Raw genomic sequence first — 25975 nt, 5'->3', positions numbered from 1 at the left:
ATCGTGTCTTCCGATACCTGGCGGCAACGCGTCCTGCCGATGCACTACTCGTTGAAATGGTCAACGACGAGACGGTTGAAACGCGCCGCGTGCTCGATCTGCGTCCAGTGCCCGCACTGGCCGAACACATGCAGTTGCGCATTCGGCAGCAATTCGAGCAGCTTCAGCGAGCTTGCTAGCGGAATGACGCGGTCCTCGCGCCCGTGCACGATCAGCGTCTCGTGCGTCAATGCACGCAGCTTCGCTTCGTCGCTCGCGAGCGCATCGACCCAGCGCTGCCGCGGCGCCGGAAACATGTTCGCGAACGCCTCCTGGTAGCCGGGCCGCACGCTGGCTTCGTAGCGCAGCTTCGCGAGCTCGTCGTTCACGAGCGCGCGGTCATACGCGAACACGTCGAGCAGCGCGCGCATGTTCGCGATCGACGGCGTATAGCCCCACACCGCGTCGAGCCCTTCGGTTAGTGTGAAGCGCGTGCCCGCCGCGCCCATCAGCACGAGCCGGCCTACGCGCGCCGGCGCGCGGATGGCGAGCGCGAGCGCCAGTGCGCCGCCGAACGAATTGCCGATCACGTGCGCACGCTCGACGCCGAGCGCATCGAGCAGGCCGAGCGCATGGTCGACCCAGTTGTCCATCGAATACTGGTAGCCGGCCGGGCGTTCGGTCTCGCCGAAACCCGCCATGTCCGGCGCGATCACGCGGAACTGCTGCGCGAGCGCGGGCATCGTGAGGCGCCAGTTCGCCCAGGCCGTCACGCCCGGCCCCGATCCATGGATCAGCAGCACGGGCGGACCGTCGCCAACGTCGTGATAGTTCGTGTCGATGCCGCCGGCGACGATCCGGCGGCCAAATTCAGGATTGCTTGACATGACGTTCCCCAATCGATTGTCGGATGCGGCGCGCATCAGCGCCCGCGCTGTTTCGCGCTCTGCCCGCCGATCCCGAAATGCCCCTTCGGCATCTCGGTGATGATCACGCGCACCGATTCGACCGGTGCATCGAGCGAGCGATGAATGGCCTGCGTGACCTCGGCGATCAGGCGTTCCTTCTTGTCGTCGTCGCGGCCTTCGAGGATGTAGAGATGCGCTACCGGCACGATGGCCTCCTTGTTTCGTTCAGATGAAGCGCAGGCCGATCGAGCCGATGTCCTGCACGCGCAGCGTCACGCTGTCGCCAGCCGCGACAGCCACCGCCTCGGTGATGCCGCCCGACAAAATCAGGCTGCCGGCCGGAATCGATTCGCCGCGTGCGCCGAGATGGTTTGCGAGCATCGCGATCGCGGCGGCCGGATGCCCGAGCACCGCCGCGCCCGCGCCGAACGCGACCGGCAGCCCGTTCTTCTCGAGCACGACGCCGAGCGTGCGCAGATCCACGCCGCCCACCGCGAGCGGGCGGCCGCCCGCGACGAAGCGCGCGGCCGAGGTGTTGTCGGCCACCACGCTTTTCAGGTCGAACTTGAAGTCGCGGTAGCGGCTGTCGATCACCTCGATGCCGGCCACGACGAAGTCGGTCGCGGCCAGCACCGCGCCGATATGGCAGCCAGGCCCCTTGAGATCGGCCTTCGTGACGAATGCGATCTCCGGCTCCACCTTCGGGTGGATCAGCGCGGACGTATCGCACTCGCCGCCTTCGGGAAGGTCGTAGATATCGGTCAGGAATCCGAACACCGGCGTGTTCACGCCCATCTGGCGCATCTTCGCGTGCGACGTCAGGCCGGCCTTGTAGCCGACGATCCGCGCGCCGCGCCCGAGCTGCCGGCGGCGGATCGCATCCTGCACCGCATACGCGTCGTCCCAGTCCATTTCCGGATGACGGTCGGTGATCTTCGGGGTGTCGCGCGCTTCGCGCATGCAGTCGTCGAGATGCGCGGCGAGCGATTCGACGATATCGGTCGACAGGTTCATGCGGCCTCCCGCTTTGCTTGCGCCGCGCGCGCCTTCGCGAGCGTCAGCGCGGTGTCCTCGATCATGTCCTCCTGGCCGCCGACCATGCCGCGCCGGCCCAGCTCGACGAGGATGTCGCGTGCCGGAATGCCGTACTTGTCGCCGGCGCGCTTCGCGAACAGCAGGAACGATCCGTACACGCCCGCATAGCCGAGCGTGAGCGCGTCGCGATCGATGCGGATCGGGAAGTCCATCATCGGCACGACGAGATCCTCGGCGACGTCCTGGATCTTCCAGACGTCGACGCCGGTCTCGATGCCCATGCGCTCGCATACCGCGACGAACACTTCGAGCGGCGTATTGCCCGCGCCCGCGCCGAGCCCCGCCGATGCGCCGTCGATCCGGTTGGCGCCGGCCTCGATCGCGGCGATCGAGTTCGCGACGCCCATCGCGAGGTTGTGGTGGCCGTGAAAGCCCAGCTCGGTCTCAGGCTGCAGCGCGTCGCGCACCGCGCCCAGCCGTGCCTTCACGTCGTCGGGCAGCATGTAGCCCGCGGAATCGGTGATGTAGATGCAGTTCGCGCCGTAGGCCTCCATCAGCTTCGCCTGCTTCACGAGCCCTTCCGGACTGTTCATGTGGCTCATCATCAGGAAGCCGACGGTATCCATGTCGAGCTTGCGCGCCATCGCGATGTGCTGCTCCGACACGTCGGCCTCGGTGCAGTGGGTCGCGACGCGGATCGTGTGCACGCCAAGCGCGTGCGCCTCCTTCAGATGATCGACGGTGCCGATGCCCGGCAGCAGCAGCGCCGACACCTTCGCGCGCTTGAGCAGCGGGATCACGGCGCCGAGGTATTGCGCGTCGGTGTGCGCGGGAAAGCCATAGTTGACCGACGAGCCGCCGAGGCCGTCGCCGTGCGTGACCTCGATCAGCGGCACGCCCGCTTCGTCGAGCCCGGTCGCGATCGAGCGCATCTGTTCGAGCGTCATCTGGTGACGCTTCGGGTGCATGCCGTCACGCAGCGTCATGTCGTGGACGGTGATTCGCTTGCCTTTGAGATTCATTGCCGTTCCTTGTTCGTCCGTTGATTCGTCATGCGCGGGTGCGCCGCGGCGCGCATCACGCGGTTTCCGGCGCGGCCGGCGCGAGCGGCGCGAGCGCGAGACGGCCTGCCAGCAACTCCTCGGCGAACATTTCGGCGGTGCGCGCGGCGGCGGCCGTCATGATGTCGAGGTTGCCCGCGTATTTCGGCAGGTAGTCGCCGAGGCCTTCGACCTCGAGATACACCGACACGCGCTTGCCGTCGAACACCGGCCCGTTCACGAGCCGGTAGCCCGGCACGTAGCGCTGCACGTCGGCGATCATCGCGTGCACCGATTCGACGATGCGCGCCTCGTCGGGCGTGCCCTCGGTCAGGCAGTGCACGGTGTCGCGCATGATCAGCGGCGGCTCGGCGGGGTTGATCACGATGATCGCCTTGCCCTCCTTCGCGCCGCCGACCTGCGCGACGGCCGCCGCCGTGGTGCGCGTGAATTCGTCGATGTTCTTGCGCGTGCCGGGTCCGACCGAGCGCGACGAGACGGTCGCGACGATCTCGCCGTATGCGACCGGCTGCACGCGCGAGACCGCGCGCACCATCGGGATCGTCGCCTGGCCGCCGCACGTGACCATGTTCACGTTCATCTCGCCCGAGCCGATGTGGTCCTTCAGGTTCACGGGCGGCACGCAGTACGGGCCGATTGCGGCCGGCGTCAGGTCGATCATCAGCACGCCGAGCGCGTTGAGCTTGCGGCTGTTTTCCGCGTGCACGTAGGCGCTTGTCGCGTCGAACGCGATCTGCACGCCGTCGGCCTGCACGTGCGGCAGCAGGCCGTCGACGCCATCGGCGGTGGTCTTCAGGCCGAGTTCGCGCGCGCGCTTCAGGCCATCGGAGTCGGGATCGATGCCGACCATCCAGACGGGTTCGAGCACGGGGCTGCGCATGAGCTTGGCGAGCAGGTCGGTGCCGATATTGCCGGGGCCGATCAGCGCGCAACGGATTTTCTGGGTCATGAGGAATCCTTGTTTTGCAATAAATGAGCAGTGAATGAGAACCGCGCCGCTCACGCGAAGCGCACCGAACACGCGCCGATCCCACCGATCGACACGCGGAAGTTGTCGCCCGGGCCGACCGGCGCCATCGCGGCGAGCGCGCCGGACAGGATCACTTCGCCAGCCTTCAGCGCAATGCCGTGGCGGCCGAGCGTGTTGGCGAGCCAGGCGACGGCGTTGACCGGCGAGCCGAGCGCGGCCGCGCCCGCGCCGGTGCCGATCACGTCGCCGTTCTTCTCGAGCACCATCCCGCAGGTCGCGAGATCGACGCTGCGCGTGCTCACCGCCTTGTCGCCGAGCACGAACACGCCGCACGATGCGTTGTCCGCGACCGTGTCGCCGATGCGGATCTTCCAGTCGCGGATCCGCGAATCGACGATCTCGAAGCACGGCATGACGCATTCGGTCGCGGCCAGCACCATCGCGTTCGTCACGCCGGGGCCGAGCAGGTCGCGCTTGAGCACGAAGGCGATCTCGCCTTCGGCCTTCGGCTGGATCAGCGTGTCGAGCGCGATGCATTCGCCCTCGCCGTACACCATCCCCGACAGCAGGTAGCCGAAATCGGGCTGGTACACGCCGAGCATGTCCATCACCGCCTTCGACGTAACGCCGATCTTCTTGCCGATGACGCTCTCGCCCGCATCCAGGCGGCGCTGCACGAAGCGCTGCTGGATCCGGTAGGCGTCGTCGACCGAGAGGTCCTCGTGCTGCGAGGTCAGCGGCGCGATGGGCGTGCGCGAGGTCATCGCGTCGTACAGCCGGTCGCCCAGCGTGGAGATCAATGTGGAATCCATATGAATCGTCCAGTCAGTAGGTCAGTAGAAACGGCATCAGAGCTTGATGCAGACGTTGCGCAGTTCCGTGTAGAACTCGAGCGAATGCACGCCGCCTTCGCGGCCGATGCCCGATTGCTTCGCACCGCCGAACGCGGTGCGCAGGTCGCGCAGGAACCACGAATTGACCCACGCAATGCCGACGTCGATCGACGCCGCCACGCGATGCGCGCGCGACAGGTTGGTGGTCCAGATCGCGGTCGCCAGCCCGTACACGTTCGCATTCGCGCGGCCGATCACCTCGGCCTCGGAGTCGAACGGCATCACGAGCGCGCACGGCCCGAAGATCTCCTCGCGCCCGATCGGCGAATCGTCGCCCAGGCCCGTCCAGATCGTCGGCTGCACCCATGCGCCGTCACGCAGTTCGTCCGGCATGTCGGGCACGCCGCCGCCCGTGACGATCGTCGCGCCGAGCTCGGCCGCCTTGCGGTAGTACGACAGCACCTTGGTGCGGTGTTCCTGGCTGATGAGCGGCCCGATGCCGGTCGTGTCCGCTTCCGGCCGGCCCGGCTGCAGCCGCTCGGCGCCGGCCTTCAGCGCGGCGACGAAGCGCTCGAACAGCGGCCGCTCGACATACACGCGCTCGGTGCCGAGGCAGACCTGCCCCGCGTTCGAGAAGCACGAGCGCAACGTGCCCTCGACGGCCGCGTCGAAGTCGCAGTCCGCGAACACGATCGCCGCGTTCTTGCCGCCCATCTCGAGGCTGACGGGCCGCGCGCCGTCGGCCGCCGCCTTCATGATCGCCGCGCCGGTGCGCGTCTCGCCGGTGAAGGTGATCGCGTTCACGCCCGGATGGGTCGTCAGGAATTCGCCGGCCGAATCGGGCCCGAAGCCGTGCACGACGTTGTAGACGCCGCGCGGCACGCCCGCCGCGTTCATCACCTCGCCGAGCAGCGCCGCGGTCTGCGGCGTTTCTTCGGATGGCTTGACAACGACCGTGTTGCCGCATGCGAGCGCGGGGCCGACCTTCCACGTCATCAGCAGCAGCGGCAGGTTCCACGGGCAGATCACGCCGACCACGCCGACCGGCCGGCGGATCGCGTAGTTGAGCGCGCCCGCGCCATCGGGCGTCGCCATTTCGAAAGTTTCGCCGGGCACGTTCTTCACGACGTCGGCGAATACCTTGAAGTTCGCCGCGCCGCGCGGGATGTCGATATGGCTCGCGAGACTCACCGGCTTGCCGGTGTCGGCCACTTCGGCTTCGAGAAAATCGTCGAAGCGGCGCGTGATGCCGTCGGCGACCGCGTACAGTATTTCGACACGCTGAGCGACGGTGAGACCGCCCCACGGCCCCGCCAGCGCCGCACGCGCCGCCTGCACTGCCGCGTCGACATCGGCGCGGCTCGCTTCGGCGACGCGCGCGATCAGCGCGTTGTCGAGCGGCGAGCGCTTGTCGAACCAGCGTTCGCCCGCGCGATAGTCGCCGTCGATGAAGTTGCGGACCAGCCGCGGTTCCGGCTGCCCGCCGGCGGGGCCGCGTGTCGCGGCTCTGGGTTCCGTGTCGTACATGATGTGTGTGCCGATAGTCGTGAATCCGTGAGCGGATTCGTTCCTTAAATAATGTGCGCGTGGCGGCCCGTCGCCCGTCACGCGCCGCCGAGGCCGACCGCGTCGAAGCCGACCGCGTCGAGGCCCGCGCGCGCGCAGCTTTCGTCCTGCGCCTCGCTGCCGCCCGACACGCCGATGCCGCCAATCAGCACGCCGTCCTCGACGATCGGCAGCCCGCCGCCGAACGCGACGAAGCGCGCGCGCAGCACGAGCCCCTGCCGCACGGCCTCCGAATGCGCGGCCAGCGCGTCGTGCCACGCACCGGTCGGCAAGCCGAAGCTCGCGGCCGTGTACGCCTTGTCGATCGCGATGTCGATCGAATGCAGCGGCGCGCCTGGCATCCGCACGAATGCCGCGAGCAAGCCGCCCGCATCGACGACGGCGACGTTCACGCGCACGCCGAGCCGCTCGGCGGCCTGCGCCGCCGCCTGCGCGGCGCGCGACGCGGCGGACCAGTCGATCACGCGCGTGCCGACGCTGTGGGTCGAATCATTGCGAGCCATGACGCTGTGCTCCTGTGAAGGTAGTCAGGTGTAGACGGTCGTGAACGCTTCGTTCAGCTCGCCGGAGTGGAAGAAGATCCCGCGCCCGAGTTCGTCCTCGGTCCACGTCGTGACCGGGCGATCGGGCTGCGCGAGATAGCCCAGGCCCGCGAAGGTCTCGTTGCGGTTGCCGCTCGGATCGAAGAAGTAGATGGTGGTGCCGCGCGTGATCCCGTGGCGCGTCGGCGCGACGTCGATCTTCACCTTGTTCTTCGCCATCACGTCCGCCGACTTCAGCACGTCGGCCCAGTCGTCGAGGAAGAACGCGATGTGATGCAGCCCATTACTTGGGCCGCCGACGAACGCGATGTCGTGCGGCGTCGTGCTGCGGAACATCCACGTCGCGGCCTGGATCGTGTTGCCGGGGCCGACCATCACTTGCTCGGCGAGGTGGAAGTCGAGGCACTCGGCCATGAAGCGCGTGTTCTCCTCGACGCGGTTCACGCCGGCCTCCGGGTTCATCTCGCACATCAGCAGGCAGTGGTCGAGCCAGTGCACGGCGGAGCCCGGAATGTCGTCGGGCCACGGATCGGGGTTCAGCGAACCGACCGCGGTGCCAACGAATTCTTTCTTCGCGAACAGGCGCAGCTCGTGCCCACTCGGCAGCAGGAAGCGCAACTGGCGGCCCACGCCCGGCAGCGCACCTTCCGGCAGCATCTCGGTCGCGATTCCGTATGCTTCGATGCGCTGCTTGAGCGCGTCGAGGTCCGCGTCATGCTCGACCTTGTACGCGGCATGCTTGAGCCCCGCCTGGTCCGACGGCGAGAGGATCAGCGAATACTTGTCCCATTCGTCCCAGCATTTCAGATAGACGTTGCCGGCCGCGTCGCGCATCGTCTCCTGCATGCCGAGCACGCGTATGTAATGCCGAAGCGCCGCTTCCATGTCCATCACCTTCAGATTGACATGACCAATACGCATCACACCCATGATGTGTCTCCTCCAGATTACTTTTTGATAACCGGCGCCCCGGCACAGGCCGAGCCGCAAAAGAAAGGCTTCTTCAACCGGCCGGCCACTTCCAGCTCCACGTCGCCGTCCGGCGCCACGCGGCACGCGAGCGCATAACCGTCGTCCTCCTCCTCGGCGCTCACGTGCGCGCGGCTGATCGGCCCGAGCTTGCGCACCGCGCCGCGCAGCACGCGCACCTTGCATACGCCGCAGCCGCCGTTCAGGCAGCCGACCGGAATGCCGCGCCGGCCAAGCTTCGCCATGCCGGCGAGCAGCGATTCGCCGCTCGCGCATGCGTAGCGCTCGTCGGTCTGCGCGATCGTCACCGTCCCGCACACACGGCTCGCGTCCATGTCACACCCGGCGGAACAGCGGGCTGCGCGTCTGCTGCGCGTCGGCCGCCGAGATGAACTTCTCGTGATAGATGTCGCGCTCGAACAGGCGCCCCTGCATCAGCGCGGTGATGCATGCGTCGATCATCGCGGGCGGGCCGCACAGATACGCCTGGTGGCCCGAGAAGTCGCCGTCGAAGTGCGCCTTCGCGACGTCGTGCACGAACCCTTGCGCGACGCCATCGCCGGCATCCGCCGCGCCTTCGGACAGCGCCGGCACGTAGGTGAAGTTCGGGTAACGTTCGGCGAGCGCGCGGAACTCGTCGTGGTAGTAGAGCTCCTTCGCGTTGCGCTGCCCGTAGACCAGCGTGATCGGCGCGGTCACGCCGCTGGCGAGCAAATCGGCGATCATCGAGCGCGGACTCGACAAGCCCGAGCCGCCAGCCATGAAGATCATCGGCAGTGCAGCCGAGCGGCGCACGAAGAAGCGGCCATATGGGCCGGACAGGCGCACGCGCTCGCCGGTCGCGAGCTTTTCGTGCAGGTAGCCCGTGCCGAGACCGCCCGGCACCTGCCGCACGTTCAGCTCGATCTCGCCAGTCGCCTCGACGTCGGCGGGTGCATTCGCGATCGAGAACGCGCGGCTCTGCCCAAGGCCGGGAATCTCGAGCTGCACGTACTGGCCCGCCTGAAAATGGATCGGCTGAGAGAGCTTCAGCCGGATCGACTTGATGGTCGGCGTCAACTGCTCGATGCGCGTGACGTCGGCGGCGAAGTCCTTGACCGGGATGATTTCCGCGTCCGGGTCCTCATCGACGTCGGCCTCGATCACGGTATCGGCCTGCAGCGTCGCGCAGCATGCGAGCGCCTTGCCCTCCTCGCGCTCGAAGTCCATCAGCGCGAACGGGTTCGCGTCGCCGAGATCGGTTTCGCCGTCCAGCACCGCGACCTTGCAAGTGCCGCACAGCCCGTGACAGCACGCGTGCGGAATGTAGATGCCCTGGCGCAGCGCGGCGTCGAGCATCGTCTGTCCTTCCTCGACCTCGATCGTGACGCCCAGCGGCTCGATGGTAAGTTGATGGCTCATGATGGTTCGCCCGTCTACGTGACGATCAGAAACTCGCGCCGGCGAGGCCGTCGAGGCCCGGCGTGCGGAAGCTGATCAGATCCTTGTGCCCGAGGCCGTTGCCGGCCAGGCTCTTCGACGCGTCCGGCGTCCACGGCTTGCCGGAGCGGAACCACTCCACGCGGTCCCAGTCGATCTTCGCGAAGTCCGGGTGGTAGCCGTAGACGGGCGGCAGCACATCGCTGGCCAGCGCGCCGAACGGCAGGTCCGGCGGCAGCGGCAGGCAGAATGGCGCCGGGAACATCAGGTGGTCTTCCCAGCACACGTACAAGAGCGGCGCCGGAAACTTCCCGACCGCGTCCTTGATCGGGAAGTCGTAGGGTTTGAGCGCGATGACGGTCATGCTTGTCTCCTGTCGGCCGGCGTTCGCGCGTGCGCGCGTGCGCCGGTCTCGTTCGAGGTTGCGTATTGGCTACGCTTTGATTGCGTATCGGTTGGGTATCGGTTAGGTATCGGTTGCGTATCGATCAGTTGCTGGTGGCCTGGCCGCGCCATGCCGCGAAGTTCTTCTGATCTTCCGAGCCTTCGAAATCGAGGTTGTCGCGGCCCATGCCCACCTCGTAGTAATCGAGCACCGCGGCGAGCGGATCGAAGCCTTCGGCACCCGGATCCGCATCGGGCGGGAAGCAGTTGCCCTGGTAGATCTGGTGCACGGGCAGCCACGCCTGCACGTATTTCTGCGGCTCGTGGTCGAAGATTTCCTTGCAGTGGTCGCTGCAGAAATGGAACTTGTTGCCGAGGTAGTCCGATTCGCGCGCGCCGATCTTCGTCGGGTTGCCGGGCTCGGTGAACAGCATCGGGATCTGGCAGGTCTGGCACAGCATCGGCAGCGTTTTCATGTAGAAGCGCTTGCCTTCCTTCGCCTGCTCGCCCCAGTATTCGAAACGCGGCCGGTAATAGCGGTCGAACGAGTCCGGATACTTCGCCGACAGCCATGCCATCTCGTCTTCGGTCGGCACCCAGGTGTGGAATGCGGAAGCCGCGTTGAACCCGTAGAACGTCGACCATGCCTGGTGGCTGATGTGGTCCTTGCCTTCGCACGCGTCCTGCCAGCCCTTCGGCTCGCGAATGCCGTAGCGCGCGAGATCCTTGAACAGCGCGCCGCCGTTCTGCTCCGCGTACATCTCCCACGATTCGCGCCAGCTCATCACGCGCTTGGGCTGCATGTAGTCCATCATCATCGCGACGAGCGTGAGCAGCCGGTAGCCGCGCCAGAACCACTTGTCGATCCAGCGCTGCACGATCGGCACGTTGCCCGGGTCCTGTTCGAGCATGAATTTGATGCACTCGATGCCGAGCGTCATGTGGCGCGACTCGTCCGACTGCGCGGAGAAGCCGAACGTCACGGTCGACATGTCGCCGTTGTACGCGGCGCCCGACATGAACGGCACGAACAGCAGGTTCGTCAGCACGTACTCGAACGAGAAGCTGACTGCGGTGAGGAACTCGAACGGTCCGGCCGAGTACGCATCCTCGAAGAACGACTTCGGCACCGACAGGTACCACACGCGATCGAACCAGTGGTTCGAGTGATGGAAGCCGTTGAAGAACTTGTTGTAGGTCGACATCGCGTGCGTTTCGGTCTGGTAGTGCCGCAGCTCGTCGATCGACTGCATCTGGCACGCGATGCGCGCGCCCTCGCCCGTAAAGTGCCGGCCGACGTGCGCGAAGCCGCGGTGGGCGAGATATTCGAGCGGCGTCACGCCCTGGATGAACAGCTTCAGCGCGTTGATGTAGCGTGCGTCGGTCACGCCGAGGAACGCGTTGTTCTGCGTGAACGCGTCGATCACCGCGTAGAGCTTCTTTTCCTTCTCGCCCTGATATTTCCAGTACGCGTCCATCGTCAGGCGGAACGGATCGACCCACTTGTCCCAATCGTGAATCTTGATGCCCTCGTAACGGTCGTACGGGAAGACCTTGTCCATCGGCTGGTAGGTCGTCTCCCAGCCGAGGCCGCGCGTCATCGCCGCGTAACGGTCTTTCAGGCCGAGCTTTTTCTTGAGCGTTGGCGTGTCCATTCGTGTCTCCGGTGTTATCGGCGCGCGTGGCGCGCTGTTCGTTTCAGTGCGACCAGCTCAGCGTGAACTGGTCGTCGTCTTCGTCGATGTGGCCCGACAGCGTGATCAGGTTCACCTGGATCTGCTGCAGGTCGAAGCGCGCGCCGGTCAGTTCCTCGATCGTGTCGCGGCGGATCGTCAAGCGGTCCGGCGAATCGATCTTCACCATGCCGGGCGATTCGACGACGACCGCGCTCGGGTTATCCGCGACGATCGCCTCGACGATTGGTCTGGATTCCTCATTAGCCTGAAAGGCGATGAATACGTTTGACATGCGTGTTTCCTCAAGTGAAGTCGTGGCGCCGGGTCAGTGCGCGATGCCGAGTTTCCCGATGCGGGCGCGGAACTGCTCGCCCGCTTCTTCGAGCGCCGCGCCGCCTGCGTCGCGCAGCGCCCGCTGCGCCACCGGCGCCAGCGCCTCGGTCGCCCGCGCGGCCCAGTCGCGCGTCCAGCGCGCGAGCAAGGCACGGTTGTCGTCGGATTCGGCCGCCATCGTCTTCACAACCGCATCGACCCAGCGGTTCGATTCCGTGTGCCATTCGGGCATGAACGCGGTCAGCATCGCGACCGCGGAGCCGCCGGCGAGCGCGATCCGTTCATCGACGAAACGGTCATAGACGAGCGGATACAGCAGGCCGTCGAGCGCAAGGTTCTGAGCGATGAACAGCTCGACCGGGTCGGCGACGACGAACGTGTCCTCGACATAGCGGCGCAGCGGTTGCCATGCGGCATCCGTCTGCCAGGCGGCCTTCGCCGCGTCGAGCGCATCGGGCCCGTCCATCGACAGCGCGAGGCGCGTCAGGTACTGCGCGACGCCCAGGTTGTCCATCGCATGAAACATCGCAGCCGCGGTGAACACGGTGCCGTAGCCGAGCGCGCAGATCTGCGCGTTGTTCATGTTCGCGCCCCACGCCGCATGGCGCAGCGGCACCAGAATGTCGAGCGCTTGCGCGGCAACCTCGTCGGGCATCAGGTCGATCATCCGGCGCGACTCGACGAACTCGAAGTTCGATTCCATCGTGTCCTGCTGGCGTGCGCGCGCGGTCGCCCACGATGCGTAGTAGAACTGGCGGGGATCCTTCAGTGCATACCAGTTCTCCATGCGGATCGCGGTGCGCGACGCATCGAAGATCTCGTGATCGGGATCCCAGGTCGGGCGGTAATGGAAGTTCGCCTGGGGCTGCGCGCCCATCATTCCTTCCTGGTAGCGCGTCGCCGTCTTGTCGCCGCCGATATGCCGCGCCACGTGCGCGAAGGTGTGGCGAAGCGGCTTGATGTCGACTGTCTTCAGCTCGATGGTCACTTCCTGCTCCTCAAGGTCTTGGGTTCGCTTCGTGGTCCAGCCGCGTCACGTGCTGCTCGGCGCAGAACGCGTCGAACGCGGCAGGAGGCAACGTCAGCTCGACGACGAGCTCCGGTGCGCCGCCAATCGAAAGCTCGAATTCGACGAAGCCGCGGCTGTTGGTGCCGGTCACCCGGACATACTTGCAGCCCGGGTCGAACGGGGGTTGAACGGTTGTCGTTGGATCCATGATCGGTGTCGCCTCCATGCCGCACTTCAATGCAGCATCCGTGCCACCTTCGTCCGTCCCCGCAAAAAATCTCGATAATTCAGGGAAAGCCCTGAAACAAAATTCGTATTCGCGAAGCACAATGCCGGTTAACCAGAATGGAAATCTGCTTCGGGCCGCCGCCCCAAACCCCAACAAAACGGCCATTTTCATCATTTGAGCAACCCGGAAAGACGCATTTGCTCAAATGATCAAATCCGCACCGGGTGATGCGAGCGGCAGCGAATTTCCAGAAAATCCCGAGATATTTAGACGGAGACGACATGACGCGGTCCAGCCTGCCCCCTTTGCCGCCCGATGCCGACCTGCGCAAGCTGATCCACTTTTCAGCGAGCGACGGCCGCATCTGGCTCGCCGGCCAGCGCATGGTGCTGCTGCATACCGGCGCGCTGGCCACGCTGCGGCAGGAACTGATGGAAAGCGTCGGGCCGGCGCAAACGCGGCGCTTCTTCACGCGCGTGGGCTTCGCGGCCGGCGAGCGCGACGCGGCGCTCGCGCGCGAGATCCGCAGCGGCGCGTCGCTGTTCGACACGTTCCACGTCGGCCCGCAGCTGCACATGCTCGAAGGCGCGGTGCAGGTCACGCCGGTGCGCTTCGACGCCGATCCGGCGACAGGCACGTTCCACTTCGAATACCGCTGGGAACATTCGTGGGAAGCGGACGTGCACCGCCGCACGTTCGGCCCGCAGCCCGAACCCGTGTGCTGGATGCTGATCGGCTATGCCACGGGGTACACGAGTGCGTTCTTCGGCCGCCAGATCCTGTTCAAGGAAACGGCCTGCGTCGGCATGCACGCGCCGCATTGCGCGATCGTCGGCAAGCCGGCCGAGGCGTGGCCGGATGCGGAGGAAATCTCGTCCTGGTTCAAGGCCGACTCGCTGATCAAGACGATCCGCGACCTGCAAACCGAAGTCGAATCGCTGCGCCTCGAGATCGCGCCCGACGACGACCGGACCCGGCTCGTCGGCCGCTCCGAAGCATTCCGCGCGGCCTACGCGCTGCTGGAAACGGCCGCGCCGACCAAGGTCGCCGTGCTGCTGACGGGCGAAACGGGCGTCGGCAAGGAGCGCTTCGCGCGCGCGCTGCACGGCCTCAGCCCGCGGGCCGCGAAGCCGTTCGTCGCGATCAACTGCGCGGCGATCCCGCATGCGCTGATCGAATCCGAGCTGTTCGGCGCGGAGAAAGGCGCGTTTACCGGCTCGCAGGCCGCACGTGCCGGACGCTTCGAACGCGCGGACGGCGGCACGCTATTCCTGGACGAGATCGGCGAGCTGCCGCTCGACGTGCAGGCAAAACTGTTGCGCGTGCTGCAGGAAGGCGAGGTCGAACGGCTCGGCGCGACGCAAAGCCGGAAGGTCGACGTGCGGGTCGTCGCGGCGACCAACCGCGATCTCGAACAGGCGGTGCGCGACGGCAGCTTCCGTGCCGATCTCTACTACCGGATCAACGTCTACCCGGTGCTGATCCCGCCGCTGCGCGAGCGCCAGGACGACATCGCGCTGCTCGCGGATGCGATGCTCGCGCGCTTCGCGTCGCTGCACGGCAAGCCGGCGCCGACGCTGACCGACTACGCGTATCACGCGCTGTGCGGCTATCGCTGGCCGGGCAACGTGCGCGAGCTGGAGAACCTGATCGAGCGCGCGGTGATCCTGTCGCGGCCCAACCTCGCGGTCGACGCAAAGGACCTGTTCCCGGGCATCGGCCTGCCGGGCGGCGCCACTGTCGACCACGCGGGGCAGATCCGGCCGCCGTCCGCGATGACGATCGATTGCGCGAGCCTGCTCGACCAGTTGCAAGGCGGCGGCCTCGAAGGACTCGAACGGGCGCTGCTGCATGAAGCGGTCGACCGCGCGAAGGGCAACCTGTCGGCCGCCGCGCGCCTGCTTGGGCTGACGCGCGCGCAACTCAGCTATCGCCTCAACCGCAATCAGGACCAGGAGGACGTGTGACATGAACACCATCCTGCCCCCGCATGCATCAGTCACCCCGTTGAGCGGCGACGCGCTGCCCGCGACCGACCCGGCCGCCGACGATGCGATCGAACCGCACGCACGCACCCTCAGCGAGCACGCCTACCACCAGCTTCGGCAACACATCATCGAAGGGCACTACCCGCCGGGCGCGAAACTGCGCGTCGAGCATCTGAAGACGGTGTACGGCGTGGGAGCCGCCACGTTGCGCGAGGCCCTGACGCGGCTCGTCAGCGATGCGCTCGTGGTCGCCGAAGGACAGCGCGGATTTCGCGTCACGCCGATGTCGGTCGCGGACCTGGAGGCGATCACGCGGCTGCGCATTCACATCGAAGTCGACGCGCTGCGCGAATCCGTGCGATATGGGGACGCCGCGTGGGAGCAGCGCGTGCGGCAAAGCTTCGAGATGCTCTCGGCGTGGGAGCAGCCGGTGTCGATCGAGCACCGGGCAGCGTGGGAAGCCTGTAACCGGCGCTTTCACGAAGCACTGATCTCGGCGGCCGCGTCGTCGTGGACCTATCTGATCTTGCGCATGCTGTCGCAGCAGAGCGAGCGCTACCGGCGCGTGTGCATCGGGCTCGGTGATTCGAAGCGCGACGTGCATGCGGAGCACACGTGCCTGTTCGAGGCCGCGATGCGCCGCGCGGATGCGCGCGCCGCACTCGCGCTCGAAGACCATATCGGCACGACGCTCACGGTGGTGCGCAATGCGCCGCCAGGCGCCTTGCCGTTTTAGGACAACGCCGCGATCACGCCACGGGCGCCGGGCGATAGCCGTTCGAATCCTGGCCTCGGAACCGCGCCAGTAGCTTCGTAAAGATTCGGGTAACGAACTTTCCTCCGGCCGCCCGCATCAGGGCGAGTCCGCTGCGTGGGGCGGCACGCATGCGTAAGCGACAATCTCGACGAGCATTTCCTCGCGCGCGAGCCCGGCAACGACGAAGGACGCGCGATTCGGAAATGGCGGCAGGCGACTCTAGATGAGTCAATAAATATTGCTACAACGCCCGGACGGCCTGCTACGTGCGCACGAGCTGCTCGGCGCATCGCCGTCGTGGGCGCCGGCATTGCCGGCCTCGCCAGCGCTTACCTGCTCTCGCGCCGCCACCGCGTCACGCTTTTCGAGGCTGCGGACTATCTGGGTGGCCACACACACACGATCGACGTCGAACTCGACGGCATGTGCTGCCCCGTCGATACCGGTTTCCTCGTCTTCAACGATCGCACCTATCCGAACCTCGTTGCACTCTTCGACGAACTCGGCGTGCAAGCCCATCGTACCGACATGTCGTTTTCAGTGTCGCTGGACAATGGCCGCCTCGAGTGGGCCGGAACCAACCTCAACACGGTCTTCGCGCAGCGGCGCAACCTGTTCTCCCCCAGCTTCCTCGGCATGCTGCGCGACATCCTGCGCTTCAACGCGTCGGCCGAGCAGCATCTCGCCAGCGCGAGCCGCAATCGCTGTTCAGTTGGCGAACTGCTTCTCGAGGGCCGCTACGGAGCGCCATTCCAGCGTCATTACCTGCTGCCCATGGCCGCCGCTATCTGGTCCAGCGCGGCAAATGACATCTTGCGCTTTCCCGCCGCCACCTTCCTGCGCTTCTGTCTGAACCACGCCCTGCTGCAGGTGAACAGCCGGCCGCCCTGGAAGACGGTGGCCGGGGGCGGCCGCGAGTACGTGCGGCGCATCGCCGCCGTGCTCGACGACGTGCGCACCAACACGCCCGTGCGAGCAGTCCGGCGCGATGCCAGCGGCGTCACGGTCGTCACCGACGATGCCGGGCACGAGCGCTTCGACGCCATCGTGCTGGCAAGCCACGCGCCGACGAGCCTGCGACTGCTCGCCGACGCCGACGAGGCCGAACGCGGCGTGCTCGGCGCCGTGCGCTACCAGCGCAACGTCGCGACGCTGCACACCGACACGCGGCTGTTGCCGCGCCGCCGCCGCGTGTGGTCCGCCTGGAACTACCTCGGCGGCCGCGCGCTGCATGAGCGAGACAACGGCCAGCCCACCTGCGTGAGTTATCTGCTCAACCAGTTGCAGCATCTGCCCTTGCGCACGCCGGTGGTCGTGACGCTGAACCCGGTTACGGAGCCCGCTCCCGGGCACGAGATCGGCCGCTACCTCTACGAACATCCGCTGCTCGATCTGGCCTGTGTCGACGCCCAGCAGCGCCTGCCCGCCTTGCAGGGACGCCGCCGCACATGGTACGCAGGCGCGTGGACCGGTTACGGCTTTCACGAGGACGGCCTGAAGTCGGCGCTGCGCGTCGCGCGTGCATTCGACTCGATGCCGGCGTGGGCGGTACTGTGAAAGTGAAAGCGCTTCCGGACACCTGCCACGCTCATGCGGCCAGCCTGCTCACCGGTCGCGTGACGCATGCACGCCTGCGCCCCGTCACGCATCGCTTTGCCTACTCCGTGTTCTACGTGCGCTGTGATCTCGGACGGCTCGCGCAGGTCGAGCGCTGGTGGTTGCGCATAGACCGCTGGGCGCCGCTGGGCCTTGCCACGCGCGACTATGGTCCGCGCGACGGCCGCCCGCTCGAAGCATGGATGCGCGAACGACTGGCCGAAGCGGACATTCCCGCCGATGGCCCGATCTGGCTGCAGACCATGCCACGCTTATTCGGCTACGCATTCAACCCCGTGAGCTTCTGGTTCTGTCATGACCGTACCGGAGCATTGCGCGCGCTTTATGCCGACGTGCGCAATACGTTTGGCGGACACCACGGCTCTCTGCTGAGCGCACCCGGCCACGGCCCCATCGGCGACGACACCTTGCTCATATGCCGCAAGACATTCCATGTTTCGCCGTTCTGCGACGTCAAGGGCCGGTACGAGTTTCGGGTGCGCCAGGACGGCGAGCGCATCGCGATCGACTACGCCGATGCGGACGGACCGCTCTTGCGCACTGCCCTCAGGCTACGCGCAAAGCCGCTCACAGGGACAGGCGTGCTGAGCGCGCTAATCCGTCTACCGCTAGCCATCGTTGCCGTCATCCCGCGAATCCACTGGCAAGCACTGCGGCTGTGGCTCAAGCGTGTGCCGTTTTACGGCTCGCGGCCGCCCTCGTGCGAGTCGGGCACTTCCACTTCTCACTCCATCACGCATTCCCCGCGTCACGATGAGGACACTTGCTCATGACCCTGCTGCATTCGCTCTCCACTCCGGTCGCACTGCCGTTTCATGCGCGGCTTTTTCTCGGCGTGCTGCGACGCATCCGTGTCGGCCATCTTGAGCTTGCGACACCGGGGGGCGCCCATTATGTCTTCGGCGACCCGCATCAGCAGCCGGGCGCGGTGCTGCGCGTGCTCGACTGGCGAGCCTGCCGCGCCATCCTGCGCGCAGGCGACATCGGTCTCGCCGATGCGTACCGTGCCCAATGGATCGATTCCCCCGATCTCACCGCCCTGCTGCGAGTCGCGATCCGCAACGAAGCGGCGGTCGCGCGCACGGTACACGGCGGCCGGATTCCCCAGTTCTGGTACAACCTGCGCCACCGGCTTCGCATGAACACGCGTGCGGGCAGCCGGCGCAACATTCACGCTCATTACGACATCGGCAACGCGTTCTACGCACAGTGGCTCGACCAAACATGGACCTACTCCAGCGCGTGGTTCGACGGCGACATGTCGCGCACGCTCGAGGCAGCCCAGAGCGCGAAGTATCAGCGCATCGTCGATACGCTCGGCCTGCGGCCCGGCATGCGCGTACTGGAGATCGGTTGCGGCTGGGGCGGCTTCGCGCGGCATGCCGCGCGCCTTGGGATCGCCGTGCACGGCGTGACGATCTCTGCGAGCCAGCACGCGTTCGCCGTCGAACGCATCCGCAACGAGGGACTCGAGCGCCACGCCCATATCGAACTGCGCGACTACCGCGACGTGCGCGGCCAATACGACGCGGTCGTGTCGATCGAAATGTTCGAAGCCGTCGGCGAAACCTGGTGGTCCACATGGTTCCGCACATTGCGCGAGTGCCTCGCACCCCGTGCGTGTGCGCTTGTGCAGACCATCACGATCGACGAAACCCGCTTCGCGGCCTATCGCGCGACCAGCGACTTCATCCGCGAATTCGTTTTCCCGGGCGGTATGTTGCCCAGCCCCCAGCGATTCGCGCGCGCCGCCGCGAAAGCGGGACTTGTCGCACAGCCATCGCTTTCGTTCGGGCTCGATTACGCGCATACGTTGAATCTCTGGCGGCATGCGTTTGAATCGCGCCTCGATGCCATCTGCGCACCAGGTCTCGACGAGACCTTTGTGCGCACCTGGCGCCTCTACCTCGCGTACTGCGAAGCAGCCTTTGCCGAGCGCCGCACTGACGTGATGCAGTTCGTTGTGACGAAGGGACACTGACATGCAATCGAGACCGGCCCGTGTGGGCCAACTCTGGGAGGAACACCCGCTGGGCGGATTCGACGAGCCGTTTGGGTGTTCGCGTCCATTCGGCAATCGCCCACTGGAAGCTAAGTCCGTCGAACATACCGGTCCGAAACGACTGAGCATTGCTGGATCCATGCGACGGCAAGCTCCAGCGCTTGCGCTCGAACGATGGCCCGCGCGTCGGCTTCAGCCGGTGCGCACTTCGATCCGCCGCGGGCGCGCCTCGTCGCGGCGCGGGATCGTGAGCTTCAGTACGCCGTCCTGCAGACTCGCCTCGATCTTCGACGTATCGAAGTCCGGAGAGAGTGTGAACGTGCGCGCAAAGCGCGGCTCACGGACCTCGGCATGCTGCAGCCGCAGATTTGCCGGTGTCGGCACAACCGCCTCAGCCTCGATGACGAGACTGCTGTCATGGACCCGCACATCGAGCTTGTCGCGGGTGACGCCCGGCAGGTCGGCCCACAACGTGACGCCCTGGGTGCCCTCATAGATATCGACAGCGGGCGTAATCGTCATCCGCCGCGCGGCGGCCCCGCGTTCGCTGCGCGTGACCGCTGGCTGGTCGCGCTTGCTCAGTTCGGTGGTATCGCTCATTTTCGGCCTCCCGGATTACTGGACGGTGATCGCACGCGGCTTCGACGATTCGCGCTTGCCGATGGCGATCGACAGGCAACCATTCTCGTAGCGCGCCTGAACCTTGTCGGGGTCTGCGTTTTCCGGCAGTTCGATGACCCGACGGAATGCGCCAGTGAAGCGCTCCTGCGCATAAACTCGTGCGTCCTCGCCGGCATCCAGTTGAGTCGGCTTGCGCTCACCGCTGATGGTCAGCAGCCCCTTGTCGATCGATACGTCGAGTTCCGCCGCACTAACGCCGGGTGCAAACGCGACGATCTGAATCGAGTCGTCGGTGGCGCCAATGTTGACGGGCGGAAATGCGCCGAGGCGGCTCGCCCGAAGACTGGAGGGAAAAGTACCGAAGAGGTTCGCCATCTGCCGCTGCAGCCGGTCGAATTCGCTGAAGAGGTCAGTTCCGAAATAGAGATCGCTCATGATGCTGTTCTCCTCATTGATGCATGGAGGCGAACGGGCCTACGCGCTCCAGTTCGCCCGCCATCTGGCAAAACAAATCGAAACACGCAGCGCACGGGACGTCGGGTCCCGCGCGTCTGCCTGAGCGAAATCCAAGATAGGAATTGCTACGAAAATTTCAAGAGCCGAAAACGGCGACTTGCCCTTGAAAATGATGGACGGCTTGCTGGCGTCCGCAGCGGAACCATGAGGTCACGATCGGGGACGACCGTCGCCAAGGACAAGGTTTGTGCGCCGCAACTCGAAACATTTATCGCGGGCGTGCCGGGCTGCCGCCGGGCCACCAACTGGACGACACGCTGTTTCGTATCACACCTGCTCGCGTTTGCTCGAAGCCACCGCGACGGTAGTCGGCGAGTCGGCGAGCGACACAAAGCGCCGTGTCGCGCCGTCAAGGGCATCGATCCTGCCCATTTCGATGTCGTAGACCCAACCATGCAGGTTCATGCGTCCCTGTTCGAGCGCAAGCGCTACCGACGGATGGGTGCGCAGGTTTGCCAACTGCGCGATCACGTTTTCACGCACCAGCCCGTCGAGCTTGGCGCGGGGCGTATCGAACTGATGCGCTGCATTGATTACCTTTGCGGCGTCGGAATGACGTAGCCAGTTCGCGACCGCCGGCATGTGATCCAGGCACGTGCAACGAGAGATCGCGCCCATCGCGCCACAGTCAGAGTGGCCGCAAATCACGATGTCCCGCACGCCCAGAACGGCGACCGCATACTCAACGGTAGCTGATACACCGCCTGGCTCAGGACCATATGATGGCACGATGTTACCCGCGTTGCGGATCACGAAAAGTTCGCCCGGCTCGCGCTGTGTTAGCAGCTCCGGCACAACGCGGCTGTCCGAGCAAGTGACGAACAGCGCCTTCGGGTTTTGCGTCGTTGCGAGCTGCCGGAAAAGCTCAACGCGCTCCGGATAGACCTCGCGTTGAAAGCGCAGAAAACCGTCGATGATGTCACGCATGGCGTCCTCCTGGTTTGAATGCAAATGCTGGCACGACCGTTCGATGCACTGTCGCGCTGGAGCGACGTATTTTATCGTTGATTTCGAGTGTCGGCCGAGCGAGAAGATTCATCCCAAGACGTCATGCGGAGGATGGAGCAAAGCACGATTTTTTATTCTGCCCTATCAGACAAGAACCGAGAGTGCTTTCCATTTCACACCAAGTTGCTCTACCGCGTGACAGGTTTCATGCTTGACATGGCGTTGCGGATTGAAGTCTCGGTGGGGACACTGGGGTATCTTGCCCCCCCCCGGGCGCAAAGCATCATGGAGCCGAAGAGGCAACGACCGTGCGGTGTTCGCGCTTGCCGGCATGGTGCCGGAAGGTCTGCCAGTGCGCGCCAGACGCTGAGGCGCTCCGGTGCGATACGAACCGCACGTTGACGCGAGACGAACGCGCGAGCCTCAAATGGCGATGATCCAGCCGCGCGTCTGCGTACCAGTGCGGCGTGACGACCGGCGTTTCGTCGCCGTTCAGCCAGCGGCGTATCGTGACAAGGTCCGCCGAGCGCCCCCACGATGTTTGCGAGCCGAGCAGCGCGATCGTCACCTGACCGCCGGGCAGGTTGGCATCGACCACGATGCAGCGTCCCGCCTCGCGGATATAGCCGGTCTTGGCAACCAGCACGTCCCAATCGGCCGAGCGGACAATCGGGTCGGTGTTGTGATAGAACCGCGTCCTCATGCCGATCTGCTCTTTGTAACGGGGAAGCGTCGTATATTCGCTGATCAATGGATAGTGCGACGCAGCGGTCGCCAACTTCACGACATCGCGTGCCGTCGAAAGATTGCCCGGCGAGAGCCCGCTTGGATCGTCGAAGTGCGTATCGGCCATATGCAGCGCGCGCGCCTTTTCGTTCATCTTCTGGATGAACGCTGGCTGGCCGCCCGGAAACGCACGCGACAACGCAGACGCCGCGCGATTCTCGGACGCCATGAGCGCCAGCCGCAGCATCTCTGCGCGCTCCAGCGACACACCAATCGGAAGGCGCGACCCGGAATGCTTGAGCCGGTCGATGTCGTTGTCGTCGACGGTCACCGTGTCGCCCAGCGGCTGGGCGCTGTCCAACACCACCATTGCGGTCATCAGCTTGGTAAGCGAGGCAATCGGCTGGGCGTCGTCGGCGTTCTTTTCCAGCAGGACCTTGCCGCTCGCGACGTCGTAGACGATCGCGCTATGCGAATAGAGGAAAGGCGTTTGTGCCCACGCGGCGAAAGGCGCAGACGCGAGCACTAGCGCGCCGAGGAAGTGTTTCATGGCATTCACACCCTGGGACGGCAATCAAGCGATGGCAGGTCCAACGTGCAGGACGATTCCCAACAACTAAACTGTAGTGGCTGGTTGCCGAAATGAGTGTGTGAAAGAGGACAGAATTTTGCAGCGCGCGGCGCAAACCGGGTGGTCACCAAACAATTCGGGTGTTGGGCAACGCCGTTTTGAGGTCATCGGCATTTGTGACCTTGGTGCCGTAGAGAACGAGTTCCCGCAACCCGGTCAGCCCTTTCAGTACGTCGACGTCCTTGACCGGCGCGTTGGCGAGATAGAGCTCTCGCAGGCCCTTCAGCCCCTTCAGCGCATCGACGTCCTGAACCTTGGTGCGAAACAGATTGAGCGTTCGAAGGCCCTTGAGATTGCTCAGTGCATTGATGTTTTCGACGCTGGTGTCGGAGAGATTGAGTCTTTGCAGGCTCGTCAGGCCCTTCAGCGCGTCGATATTCGTGACTTGCGTGCGGGCAAGAACAAGCGTGTCCAGCTGGAGCAATCCCCGCAACGCGTCGATATTCTCGACCCTGGAGCCGTCGAGCACGAGTGTCTTCAGGTCGGGCATGTCCGTCAGCACATCGATGTCGCTGACGGGAGTATTCGCGAGATAGAGCGCCTGCAGGTCGTGCAGATTCTTCAGGGGATCGAGGCGCTCGACTTGTGTCTCATTCAAATCGAGTATTTTCAACGTGGTCAACTGACCGAGCGGCTTGATATTCCGGACGTTCCTCGCACCACCCAGTTTCAGTGCTTCCAGGCGAGGCAGCTTCGTCAGCGTATCGAGGTCCCGAACCTGCGTATCGCGGAGATCGAGTTGCCGCAGGTCGGTCAGGTCCTTCAGCGCGTCGAGATTCGCCACGCGGGTATCCCAGAGATTGAGCGTTTGCAGACTCGTCAGTTCTTTAACCGCATCGATGTTCTGGACCTGGGTGCGGTGTATCACGAGGCTCTTCAGAGAGCGCATGTCCTTTAGCGCGTCGATGTTCCAGACTGGCGTTCCCGTGAGATCGAGCAACTCCACATCATCGAGGTCTTTCAGCGAGTCGATGCTGTCAACCGCGGTGTCCGCCAGACTCAACTCGAGTTTGCGATGAAGCCTGGCCAAATGCGGAACCGCGGCAGCGAGCTGAGACGTCGTCAATGTCGACTTGGCCCGCAATGCCAGGCATCCGGATTCGCGGGTCAGCGCTGAATCGCCGGAGTCATCGCACGCGCCCGCGAAAAATCCCAGGTCGCTCAGGGCCCGTTCATCCAGCTTTTCACGAAAAGGGCTGAACACCACCAACAGGCTCGCGAGCAAAAAGCCAATGCCCCCGCAGATGACCCAAAGCCTCGCACGACGCGAGACCGACGTGCGTGCGCCTTCCGCAGTGGTTTCGTTGTTGGAAGGTGGGAATTTGGCCACTGTGGTCTCCGTTTGTCCTGGATCGCCTCATTAATACATGCGTCGATTACTCACTGATTGCATCGAGCCTCCGCCATCCTGCCGCAACGATCACATGTGCCGGCCCCTGCCTCACCCCTTGGGGTGCTTCATGTTCTCCGAGTCGACGGCCGCGTGCCATTCCTCGCTCGCCTCTAACGGTTCCATTGCCTCGTCAATGGAAGCTTTGGCACGCTCGGCGGTCGCCCGCGCGTCGTCTGCCTCGAGTTCCGAATCCTCGTCGACAACCTCGGGGGGCCGGATCATCTCCCTGATCATCGCACGCAATTCGGGGGTATCCCATGGCAGGTGATGCTGCGTTTTCACCTTGATGTAGTGCCTCACTTCCGCATCCTGTTCAGGACTCAGAGGCAATCCCCTGAACGTGCTTTCCGGGCCGAGGTCAGTCATGGTTTCCTCCTGTCACCGCGATCCGAACAATCACTCTAGTGTAACGCCGGTGTCGTGACGCCGCCTTGCCTCTGCGAGGATTCGCGGTTGGCCTCGCCATACTGGGGCGATGCTGCCCTCGCACCTGGCAAGAGCTGGCGCGTTGATGAGGCCTGCGTCAAGGTCGAAGGCCAATGGAGCAGTTGTGTGAAGATCGCGTCGTCTCGGCTGCAGCCGAACAATTCACTCTCTCGTTCTGCAAGCGATTCTCGTCATTTAGGGAACCTAATCGCCAATTCGCCTGTAACACGACACAACCGGATTTCGCATTGGTGGCAGACCAGCGGTCCCGGACGCTATTCGACAGGAGCCGGCTGAACGTCAATTTTCGGTTGGGGTTCGCTGGGCACTTGCGCCGCGGGCGCGACGTCTTCCTCCGGCGTCGGCTGTTCGCTTTGAATGACGGGAGACGGGACGCTTTTGATCACAACGGGCGCCTCTGTGGCGGGTGCCGGTGCTCTGGGCTGCGCGGTATGGGCGGCGGTCATGCCCGTGCCGACGTTCGAGCTCGTGGTGTTCGCGCTCTTGAGGAATCCGTGCGAATCGAACAGAAACACGGCCGCTGACGAGTGTGTGTCGGCGCCAGCGACGAGCGAACCGATGAACGGAATGTAGCTTTCCGGGTGTGGACGCGATGTCACGTAGGTGTAAACGAGCAGCGTCGAGCCGTCGTCCAGCGCGGTCTCCACGGACGCCGGGCCGAGCGCGGCTGTCACGTCTTGCAGTGTCGTCACGCCGTGCCGGAAGTTCGCCATCTGTTCTGGCCTCACCTCGACACCGGCTGACACGCAACCGGCGAGTAGTGCGCCGCACAGTAGCCCAGTGACCACTTCGCGATTCATGTCTCCTCGCCCCCTCGTATTGATTCTAGGGCGAATGCGGCAGGACGGCATGAAACGATCAGCGTCTGCACGCGCACGATCGCTTTTGCGTCGATTGGGATACGCCCGCCGATTTCCTGCTCGTGGTTGCGCGAGTGGGGGGCGGGCGAACTCCGTGCTGGAAGATGGTGATTTCCAGTAAGCAGATGCGGAACAGCGTCAGTGTGTCGCCACGCTGACGGCCACAATTTCGTATCCGGGGTCGGCGTTTTCGCTCGCTGCCTTTTCCGCGGCCTCATACGAAGTAAAGGACTTGGCCCCTTCGATCTCCGGCGCCATGCCAATGTCGCCGTCCTCTGCGCAGCAGAGGAACTGTTTACCGGTCTTCACCACGTATATGGTTCTCATGTTTCCCTCCATGGTTTTCGGGGGAATTTGTAGTCTAGCAGGGTGCCGGGCAACGGGTCAGGCTGGTTTTTCCATGTCAGAGTTACGTCTCCAATTTCTGCGCACCCCGTCACCATCGCATGACAGGCTTCATACCCGACTTCGCTGTGCGGATCGAGGTCTCGGTTGGGACACCGGCCGGCATCTCGCTTCATAGCCTGCGATCCACCCCAAAAACTACCCCGGGAAT

Annotated in this window: 29 protein-coding genes; 5 read left to right on the top strand and 24 right to left on the bottom strand. The window is 65.0% G+C overall.

Features of this window, described 5'->3' with window-relative positions; all coding sequences use genetic code 11:
* Window positions 1-44: 44 nt before the first annotated feature.
* The 16 genes from PWP93_RS32855 to PWP93_RS32780 form a co-directional block, all read right to left on the bottom strand.
* Window positions 45-866, bottom strand: coding sequence for an alpha/beta fold hydrolase (locus PWP93_RS32855; RefSeq protein WP_421047752.1), 822 nt, complete (start codon window positions 864-866; stop codon window positions 45-47).
* A 35-nt stretch (window positions 867-901) separates the two neighbouring features.
* On the bottom strand, window positions 902-1093 hold the full coding sequence (locus PWP93_RS32850; protein ID WP_421025847.1) for a 2-hydroxymuconate tautomerase: 192 nt from the start codon (window positions 1091-1093) through the stop codon (window positions 902-904).
* Between the two features lie 19 nt (window positions 1094-1112).
* Window positions 1113-1901 (bottom strand): 2-oxo-3-hexenedioate decarboxylase, encoded by a 789-nt coding sequence (gene dmpH, locus PWP93_RS32845; protein ID WP_421047751.1) that lies wholly within the window; start codon window positions 1899-1901, stop codon window positions 1113-1115.
* Window positions 1898-2944 carry a 4-hydroxy-2-oxovalerate aldolase gene (gene dmpG, locus PWP93_RS32840; protein WP_421025849.1) on the bottom strand — a complete coding sequence of 349 codons (1047 nt, stop codon included), beginning with the start codon at window positions 2942-2944 and terminating at the stop codon, window positions 1898-1900. The genes dmpH and dmpG overlap by 4 nt, the downstream gene beginning before the upstream one ends.
* Before the next feature lie 55 nt (window positions 2945-2999).
* On the bottom strand, window positions 3000-3932 hold the full coding sequence (locus PWP93_RS32835) for an acetaldehyde dehydrogenase (acetylating) (RefSeq protein WP_421047750.1): 933 nt from the start codon (window positions 3930-3932) through the stop codon (window positions 3000-3002).
* A 50-nt stretch (window positions 3933-3982) separates the two neighbouring features.
* Window positions 3983-4765 (bottom strand): 2-oxopent-4-enoate hydratase, encoded by a 783-nt coding sequence (gene dmpE, locus PWP93_RS32830; protein WP_421047749.1) that lies wholly within the window; start codon window positions 4763-4765, stop codon window positions 3983-3985.
* Window positions 4766-4801: 36 nt separating this feature from the next.
* Window positions 4802-6313, bottom strand: coding sequence for a 2-hydroxymuconic semialdehyde dehydrogenase (locus PWP93_RS32825; RefSeq protein ID WP_421047748.1), 1512 nt, complete (start codon window positions 6311-6313; stop codon window positions 4802-4804).
* Window positions 6314-6390: 77 nt separating this feature from the next.
* The gene (locus PWP93_RS32820; protein ID WP_421047747.1) at window positions 6391-6855 is read right to left on the bottom strand and encodes a GlcG/HbpS family heme-binding protein; all 465 of its coding nucleotides are present in this window, start codon (window positions 6853-6855) and stop codon (window positions 6391-6393) included.
* 24 nt (window positions 6856-6879) lie between these two features.
* Window positions 6880-7824: a catechol 2,3-dioxygenase gene (locus PWP93_RS32815; protein ID WP_421047746.1), complete on the bottom strand. Its 945-nt coding sequence runs from the start codon at window positions 7822-7824 to the stop codon at window positions 6880-6882.
* A 17-nt stretch (window positions 7825-7841) separates the two neighbouring features.
* Window positions 7842-8198: a 2Fe-2S iron-sulfur cluster-binding protein gene (locus tag PWP93_RS32810; RefSeq protein WP_421025855.1), complete on the bottom strand. Its 357-nt coding sequence runs from the start codon at window positions 8196-8198 to the stop codon at window positions 7842-7844.
* Window position 8199: 1 nt separating this feature from the next.
* Complete coding sequence (locus PWP93_RS32805) at window positions 8200-9264, bottom strand: NADH:ubiquinone reductase (Na(+)-transporting) subunit F (RefSeq protein ID WP_421025856.1); 1065 nt, start codon at window positions 9262-9264, stop codon at window positions 8200-8202.
* 25 nt (window positions 9265-9289) lie between these two features.
* Complete coding sequence (locus PWP93_RS32800; RefSeq protein ID WP_421025857.1) at window positions 9290-9646, bottom strand: phenol hydroxylase subunit P4; 357 nt, start codon at window positions 9644-9646, stop codon at window positions 9290-9292.
* A gap of 124 nt (window positions 9647-9770) precedes the next feature.
* Window positions 9771-11321: an aromatic/alkene/methane monooxygenase hydroxylase/oxygenase subunit alpha gene (locus PWP93_RS32795; RefSeq protein ID WP_421047745.1), complete on the bottom strand. Its 1551-nt coding sequence runs from the start codon at window positions 11319-11321 to the stop codon at window positions 9771-9773.
* A 43-nt stretch (window positions 11322-11364) separates the two neighbouring features.
* On the bottom strand, window positions 11365-11634 hold the full coding sequence (locus PWP93_RS32790) for an MmoB/DmpM family protein (RefSeq protein WP_421025859.1): 270 nt from the start codon (window positions 11632-11634) through the stop codon (window positions 11365-11367).
* Window positions 11635-11667: 33 nt separating this feature from the next.
* The gene (locus PWP93_RS32785) at window positions 11668-12663 is read right to left on the bottom strand and encodes a phenol hydroxylase (protein ID WP_421025860.1); all 996 of its coding nucleotides are present in this window, start codon (window positions 12661-12663) and stop codon (window positions 11668-11670) included.
* Window positions 12664-12673: 10 nt separating this feature from the next.
* On the bottom strand, window positions 12674-13087 hold the full coding sequence (locus PWP93_RS32780; RefSeq protein WP_421047744.1) for a phenol hydroxylase subunit: 414 nt from the start codon (window positions 13085-13087) through the stop codon (window positions 12674-12676).
* A 107-nt stretch (window positions 13088-13194) separates the two neighbouring features.
* Between PWP93_RS32780 and PWP93_RS32775 the strand changes: the two genes are divergently transcribed.
* The 5 genes from PWP93_RS32775 to PWP93_RS32755 all read left to right on the top strand — a co-directional run bounded on the left by PWP93_RS32775 (window position 13195) and on the right by PWP93_RS32755 (window position 19256).
* Window positions 13195-14880, top strand: a complete 1686-nt coding sequence (locus PWP93_RS32775) for a sigma 54-interacting transcriptional regulator (protein WP_421047743.1) — start codon at window positions 13195-13197, stop codon at window positions 14878-14880.
* Window position 14881: 1 nt separating this feature from the next.
* Window positions 14882-15637 (top strand): GntR family transcriptional regulator, encoded by a 756-nt coding sequence (locus tag PWP93_RS32770; RefSeq protein WP_421047742.1) that lies wholly within the window; start codon window positions 14882-14884, stop codon window positions 15635-15637.
* A gap of 318 nt (window positions 15638-15955) precedes the next feature.
* Window positions 15956-17215, top strand: coding sequence for an NAD(P)/FAD-dependent oxidoreductase (locus tag PWP93_RS32765; RefSeq protein ID WP_421047741.1), 1260 nt, complete (start codon window positions 15956-15958; stop codon window positions 17213-17215).
* The gene (locus PWP93_RS32760) at window positions 17212-18048 is read left to right on the top strand and encodes a DUF1365 domain-containing protein (protein ID WP_421047740.1); all 837 of its coding nucleotides are present in this window, start codon (window positions 17212-17214) and stop codon (window positions 18046-18048) included. Before PWP93_RS32765 ends, PWP93_RS32760 begins: the two co-directional genes overlap by 4 nt.
* Window positions 18045-19256 carry a class I SAM-dependent methyltransferase gene (locus PWP93_RS32755; RefSeq protein ID WP_421047739.1) on the top strand — a complete coding sequence of 404 codons (1212 nt, stop codon included), beginning with the start codon at window positions 18045-18047 and terminating at the stop codon, window positions 19254-19256. The genes PWP93_RS32760 and PWP93_RS32755 overlap by 4 nt, the downstream gene beginning before the upstream one ends.
* A 213-nt stretch (window positions 19257-19469) precedes the next feature.
* Here PWP93_RS32755 and PWP93_RS32750 read toward each other — a convergent pair whose 3' ends face one another.
* The 8 genes from PWP93_RS32750 to PWP93_RS32715 form a co-directional block, all read right to left on the bottom strand.
* Window positions 19470-19877: an Hsp20/alpha crystallin family protein gene (locus tag PWP93_RS32750; RefSeq protein WP_421047738.1), complete on the bottom strand. Its 408-nt coding sequence runs from the start codon at window positions 19875-19877 to the stop codon at window positions 19470-19472.
* Window positions 19878-19892: 15 nt separating this feature from the next.
* Complete coding sequence (locus PWP93_RS32745; RefSeq protein ID WP_421025883.1) at window positions 19893-20333, bottom strand: Hsp20/alpha crystallin family protein; 441 nt, start codon at window positions 20331-20333, stop codon at window positions 19893-19895.
* Window positions 20334-20681: 348 nt separating this feature from the next.
* Window positions 20682-21341 carry a carbonic anhydrase gene (locus PWP93_RS32740; RefSeq protein WP_421025884.1) on the bottom strand — a complete coding sequence of 220 codons (660 nt, stop codon included), beginning with the start codon at window positions 21339-21341 and terminating at the stop codon, window positions 20682-20684.
* A 304-nt stretch (window positions 21342-21645) separates the two neighbouring features.
* The gene (locus tag PWP93_RS32735) at window positions 21646-22638 is read right to left on the bottom strand and encodes a D-alanyl-D-alanine carboxypeptidase family protein (protein ID WP_421047737.1); all 993 of its coding nucleotides are present in this window, start codon (window positions 22636-22638) and stop codon (window positions 21646-21648) included.
* Window positions 22639-22783: 145 nt separating this feature from the next.
* Complete coding sequence (locus PWP93_RS32730; RefSeq protein ID WP_421047736.1) at window positions 22784-24049, bottom strand: leucine-rich repeat domain-containing protein; 1266 nt, start codon at window positions 24047-24049, stop codon at window positions 22784-22786.
* A 111-nt stretch (window positions 24050-24160) separates the two neighbouring features.
* Entirely contained in the window at window positions 24161-24478 is a 318-nt protein-coding gene (locus PWP93_RS32725; RefSeq protein WP_421047735.1) for a hypothetical protein, read from the bottom strand.
* A gap of 335 nt (window positions 24479-24813) precedes the next feature.
* On the bottom strand, window positions 24814-25359 hold the full coding sequence (locus tag PWP93_RS32720; protein WP_421047734.1) for a hypothetical protein: 546 nt from the start codon (window positions 25357-25359) through the stop codon (window positions 24814-24816).
* Between the two features lie 198 nt (window positions 25360-25557).
* Complete coding sequence (locus PWP93_RS32715; RefSeq protein WP_421047733.1) at window positions 25558-25746, bottom strand: hypothetical protein; 189 nt, start codon at window positions 25744-25746, stop codon at window positions 25558-25560.
* Window positions 25747-25975 lie beyond the last annotated feature (229 nt).

Origin of the sequence: Paraburkholderia sp. A1RI-2L, from assembly GCF_048957375.1 — a bacterium.
Lineage (GTDB): Bacteria > Pseudomonadota > Gammaproteobacteria > Burkholderiales > Burkholderiaceae > Paraburkholderia.
Note: the sequence above shows the minus strand (reverse complement) of the source record. Positions and strands in the feature narration are given on the sequence as shown.

Excerpts from the sequence above, each read along its gene's own strand:
- PWP93_RS32755 (WP_421047739.1), top strand. The coding sequence starts at position 18,045 with ATGACCCTGCTGCATTCGCTCTCCACTCCGGTCGCACTGCCGTTTCAT.
- PWP93_RS32735 (WP_421047737.1), bottom strand. The coding sequence starts at position 22,638 with ATGAAACACTTCCTCGGCGCGCTAGTGCTCGCGTCTGCGCCTTTCGCC.
- PWP93_RS32780 (WP_421047744.1), bottom strand. The coding sequence starts at position 13,087 with ATGATGAAAATGGCCGTTTTGTTGGGGTTTGGGGCGGCGGCCCGAAGC.
- dmpG (WP_421025849.1), bottom strand. The coding sequence starts at position 2,944 with ATGAATCTCAAAGGCAAGCGAATCACCGTCCACGACATGACGCTGCGT.
- PWP93_RS32790 (WP_421025859.1), bottom strand. The coding sequence starts at position 11,634 with ATGTCAAACGTATTCATCGCCTTTCAGGCTAATGAGGAATCCAGACCA.
- PWP93_RS32820 (WP_421047747.1), bottom strand. The coding sequence starts at position 6,855 with ATGGCTCGCAATGATTCGACCCACAGCGTCGGCACGCGCGTGATCGAC.
- dmpE (WP_421047749.1), bottom strand. The coding sequence starts at position 4,765 with ATGGATTCCACATTGATCTCCACGCTGGGCGACCGGCTGTACGACGCG.
- PWP93_RS32715 (WP_421047733.1), bottom strand. The coding sequence starts at position 25,746 with ATGAGAACCATATACGTGGTGAAGACCGGTAAACAGTTCCTCTGCTGC.
- PWP93_RS32835 (WP_421047750.1), bottom strand. The coding sequence starts at position 3,932 with ATGACCCAGAAAATCCGTTGCGCGCTGATCGGCCCCGGCAATATCGGC.
- PWP93_RS32740 (WP_421025884.1), bottom strand. The coding sequence starts at position 21,341 with ATGCGTGACATCATCGACGGTTTTCTGCGCTTTCAACGCGAGGTCTAT.
- PWP93_RS32750 (WP_421047738.1), bottom strand. The coding sequence starts at position 19,877 with ATGAGCGATACCACCGAACTGAGCAAGCGCGACCAGCCAGCGGTCACG.
- PWP93_RS32810 (WP_421025855.1), bottom strand. The coding sequence starts at position 8,198 with ATGGACGCGAGCCGTGTGTGCGGGACGGTGACGATCGCGCAGACCGAC.
- PWP93_RS32815 (WP_421047746.1), bottom strand. The coding sequence starts at position 7,824 with ATGGGTGTGATGCGTATTGGTCATGTCAATCTGAAGGTGATGGACATG.
- PWP93_RS32725 (WP_421047735.1), bottom strand. The coding sequence starts at position 24,478 with ATGACTGACCTCGGCCCGGAAAGCACGTTCAGGGGATTGCCTCTGAGT.
- PWP93_RS32745 (WP_421025883.1), bottom strand. The coding sequence starts at position 20,333 with ATGAGCGATCTCTATTTCGGAACTGACCTCTTCAGCGAATTCGACCGG.
- PWP93_RS32855 (WP_421047752.1), bottom strand. The coding sequence starts at position 866 with ATGTCAAGCAATCCTGAATTTGGCCGCCGGATCGTCGCCGGCGGCATC.
- dmpH (WP_421047751.1), bottom strand. The coding sequence starts at position 1,901 with ATGAACCTGTCGACCGATATCGTCGAATCGCTCGCCGCGCATCTCGAC.
- PWP93_RS32800 (WP_421025857.1), bottom strand. The coding sequence starts at position 9,646 with ATGACCGTCATCGCGCTCAAACCCTACGACTTCCCGATCAAGGACGCG.
- PWP93_RS32770 (WP_421047742.1), top strand. The coding sequence starts at position 14,882 with ATGAACACCATCCTGCCCCCGCATGCATCAGTCACCCCGTTGAGCGGC.
- PWP93_RS32795 (WP_421047745.1), bottom strand. The coding sequence starts at position 11,321 with ATGGACACGCCAACGCTCAAGAAAAAGCTCGGCCTGAAAGACCGTTAC.
- PWP93_RS32805 (WP_421025856.1), bottom strand. The coding sequence starts at position 9,264 with ATGAGCCATCAACTTACCATCGAGCCGCTGGGCGTCACGATCGAGGTC.
- PWP93_RS32825 (WP_421047748.1), bottom strand. The coding sequence starts at position 6,313 with ATGTACGACACGGAACCCAGAGCCGCGACACGCGGCCCCGCCGGCGGG.
- PWP93_RS32775 (WP_421047743.1), top strand. The coding sequence starts at position 13,195 with ATGACGCGGTCCAGCCTGCCCCCTTTGCCGCCCGATGCCGACCTGCGC.
- PWP93_RS32720 (WP_421047734.1), bottom strand. The coding sequence starts at position 25,359 with ATGAATCGCGAAGTGGTCACTGGGCTACTGTGCGGCGCACTACTCGCC.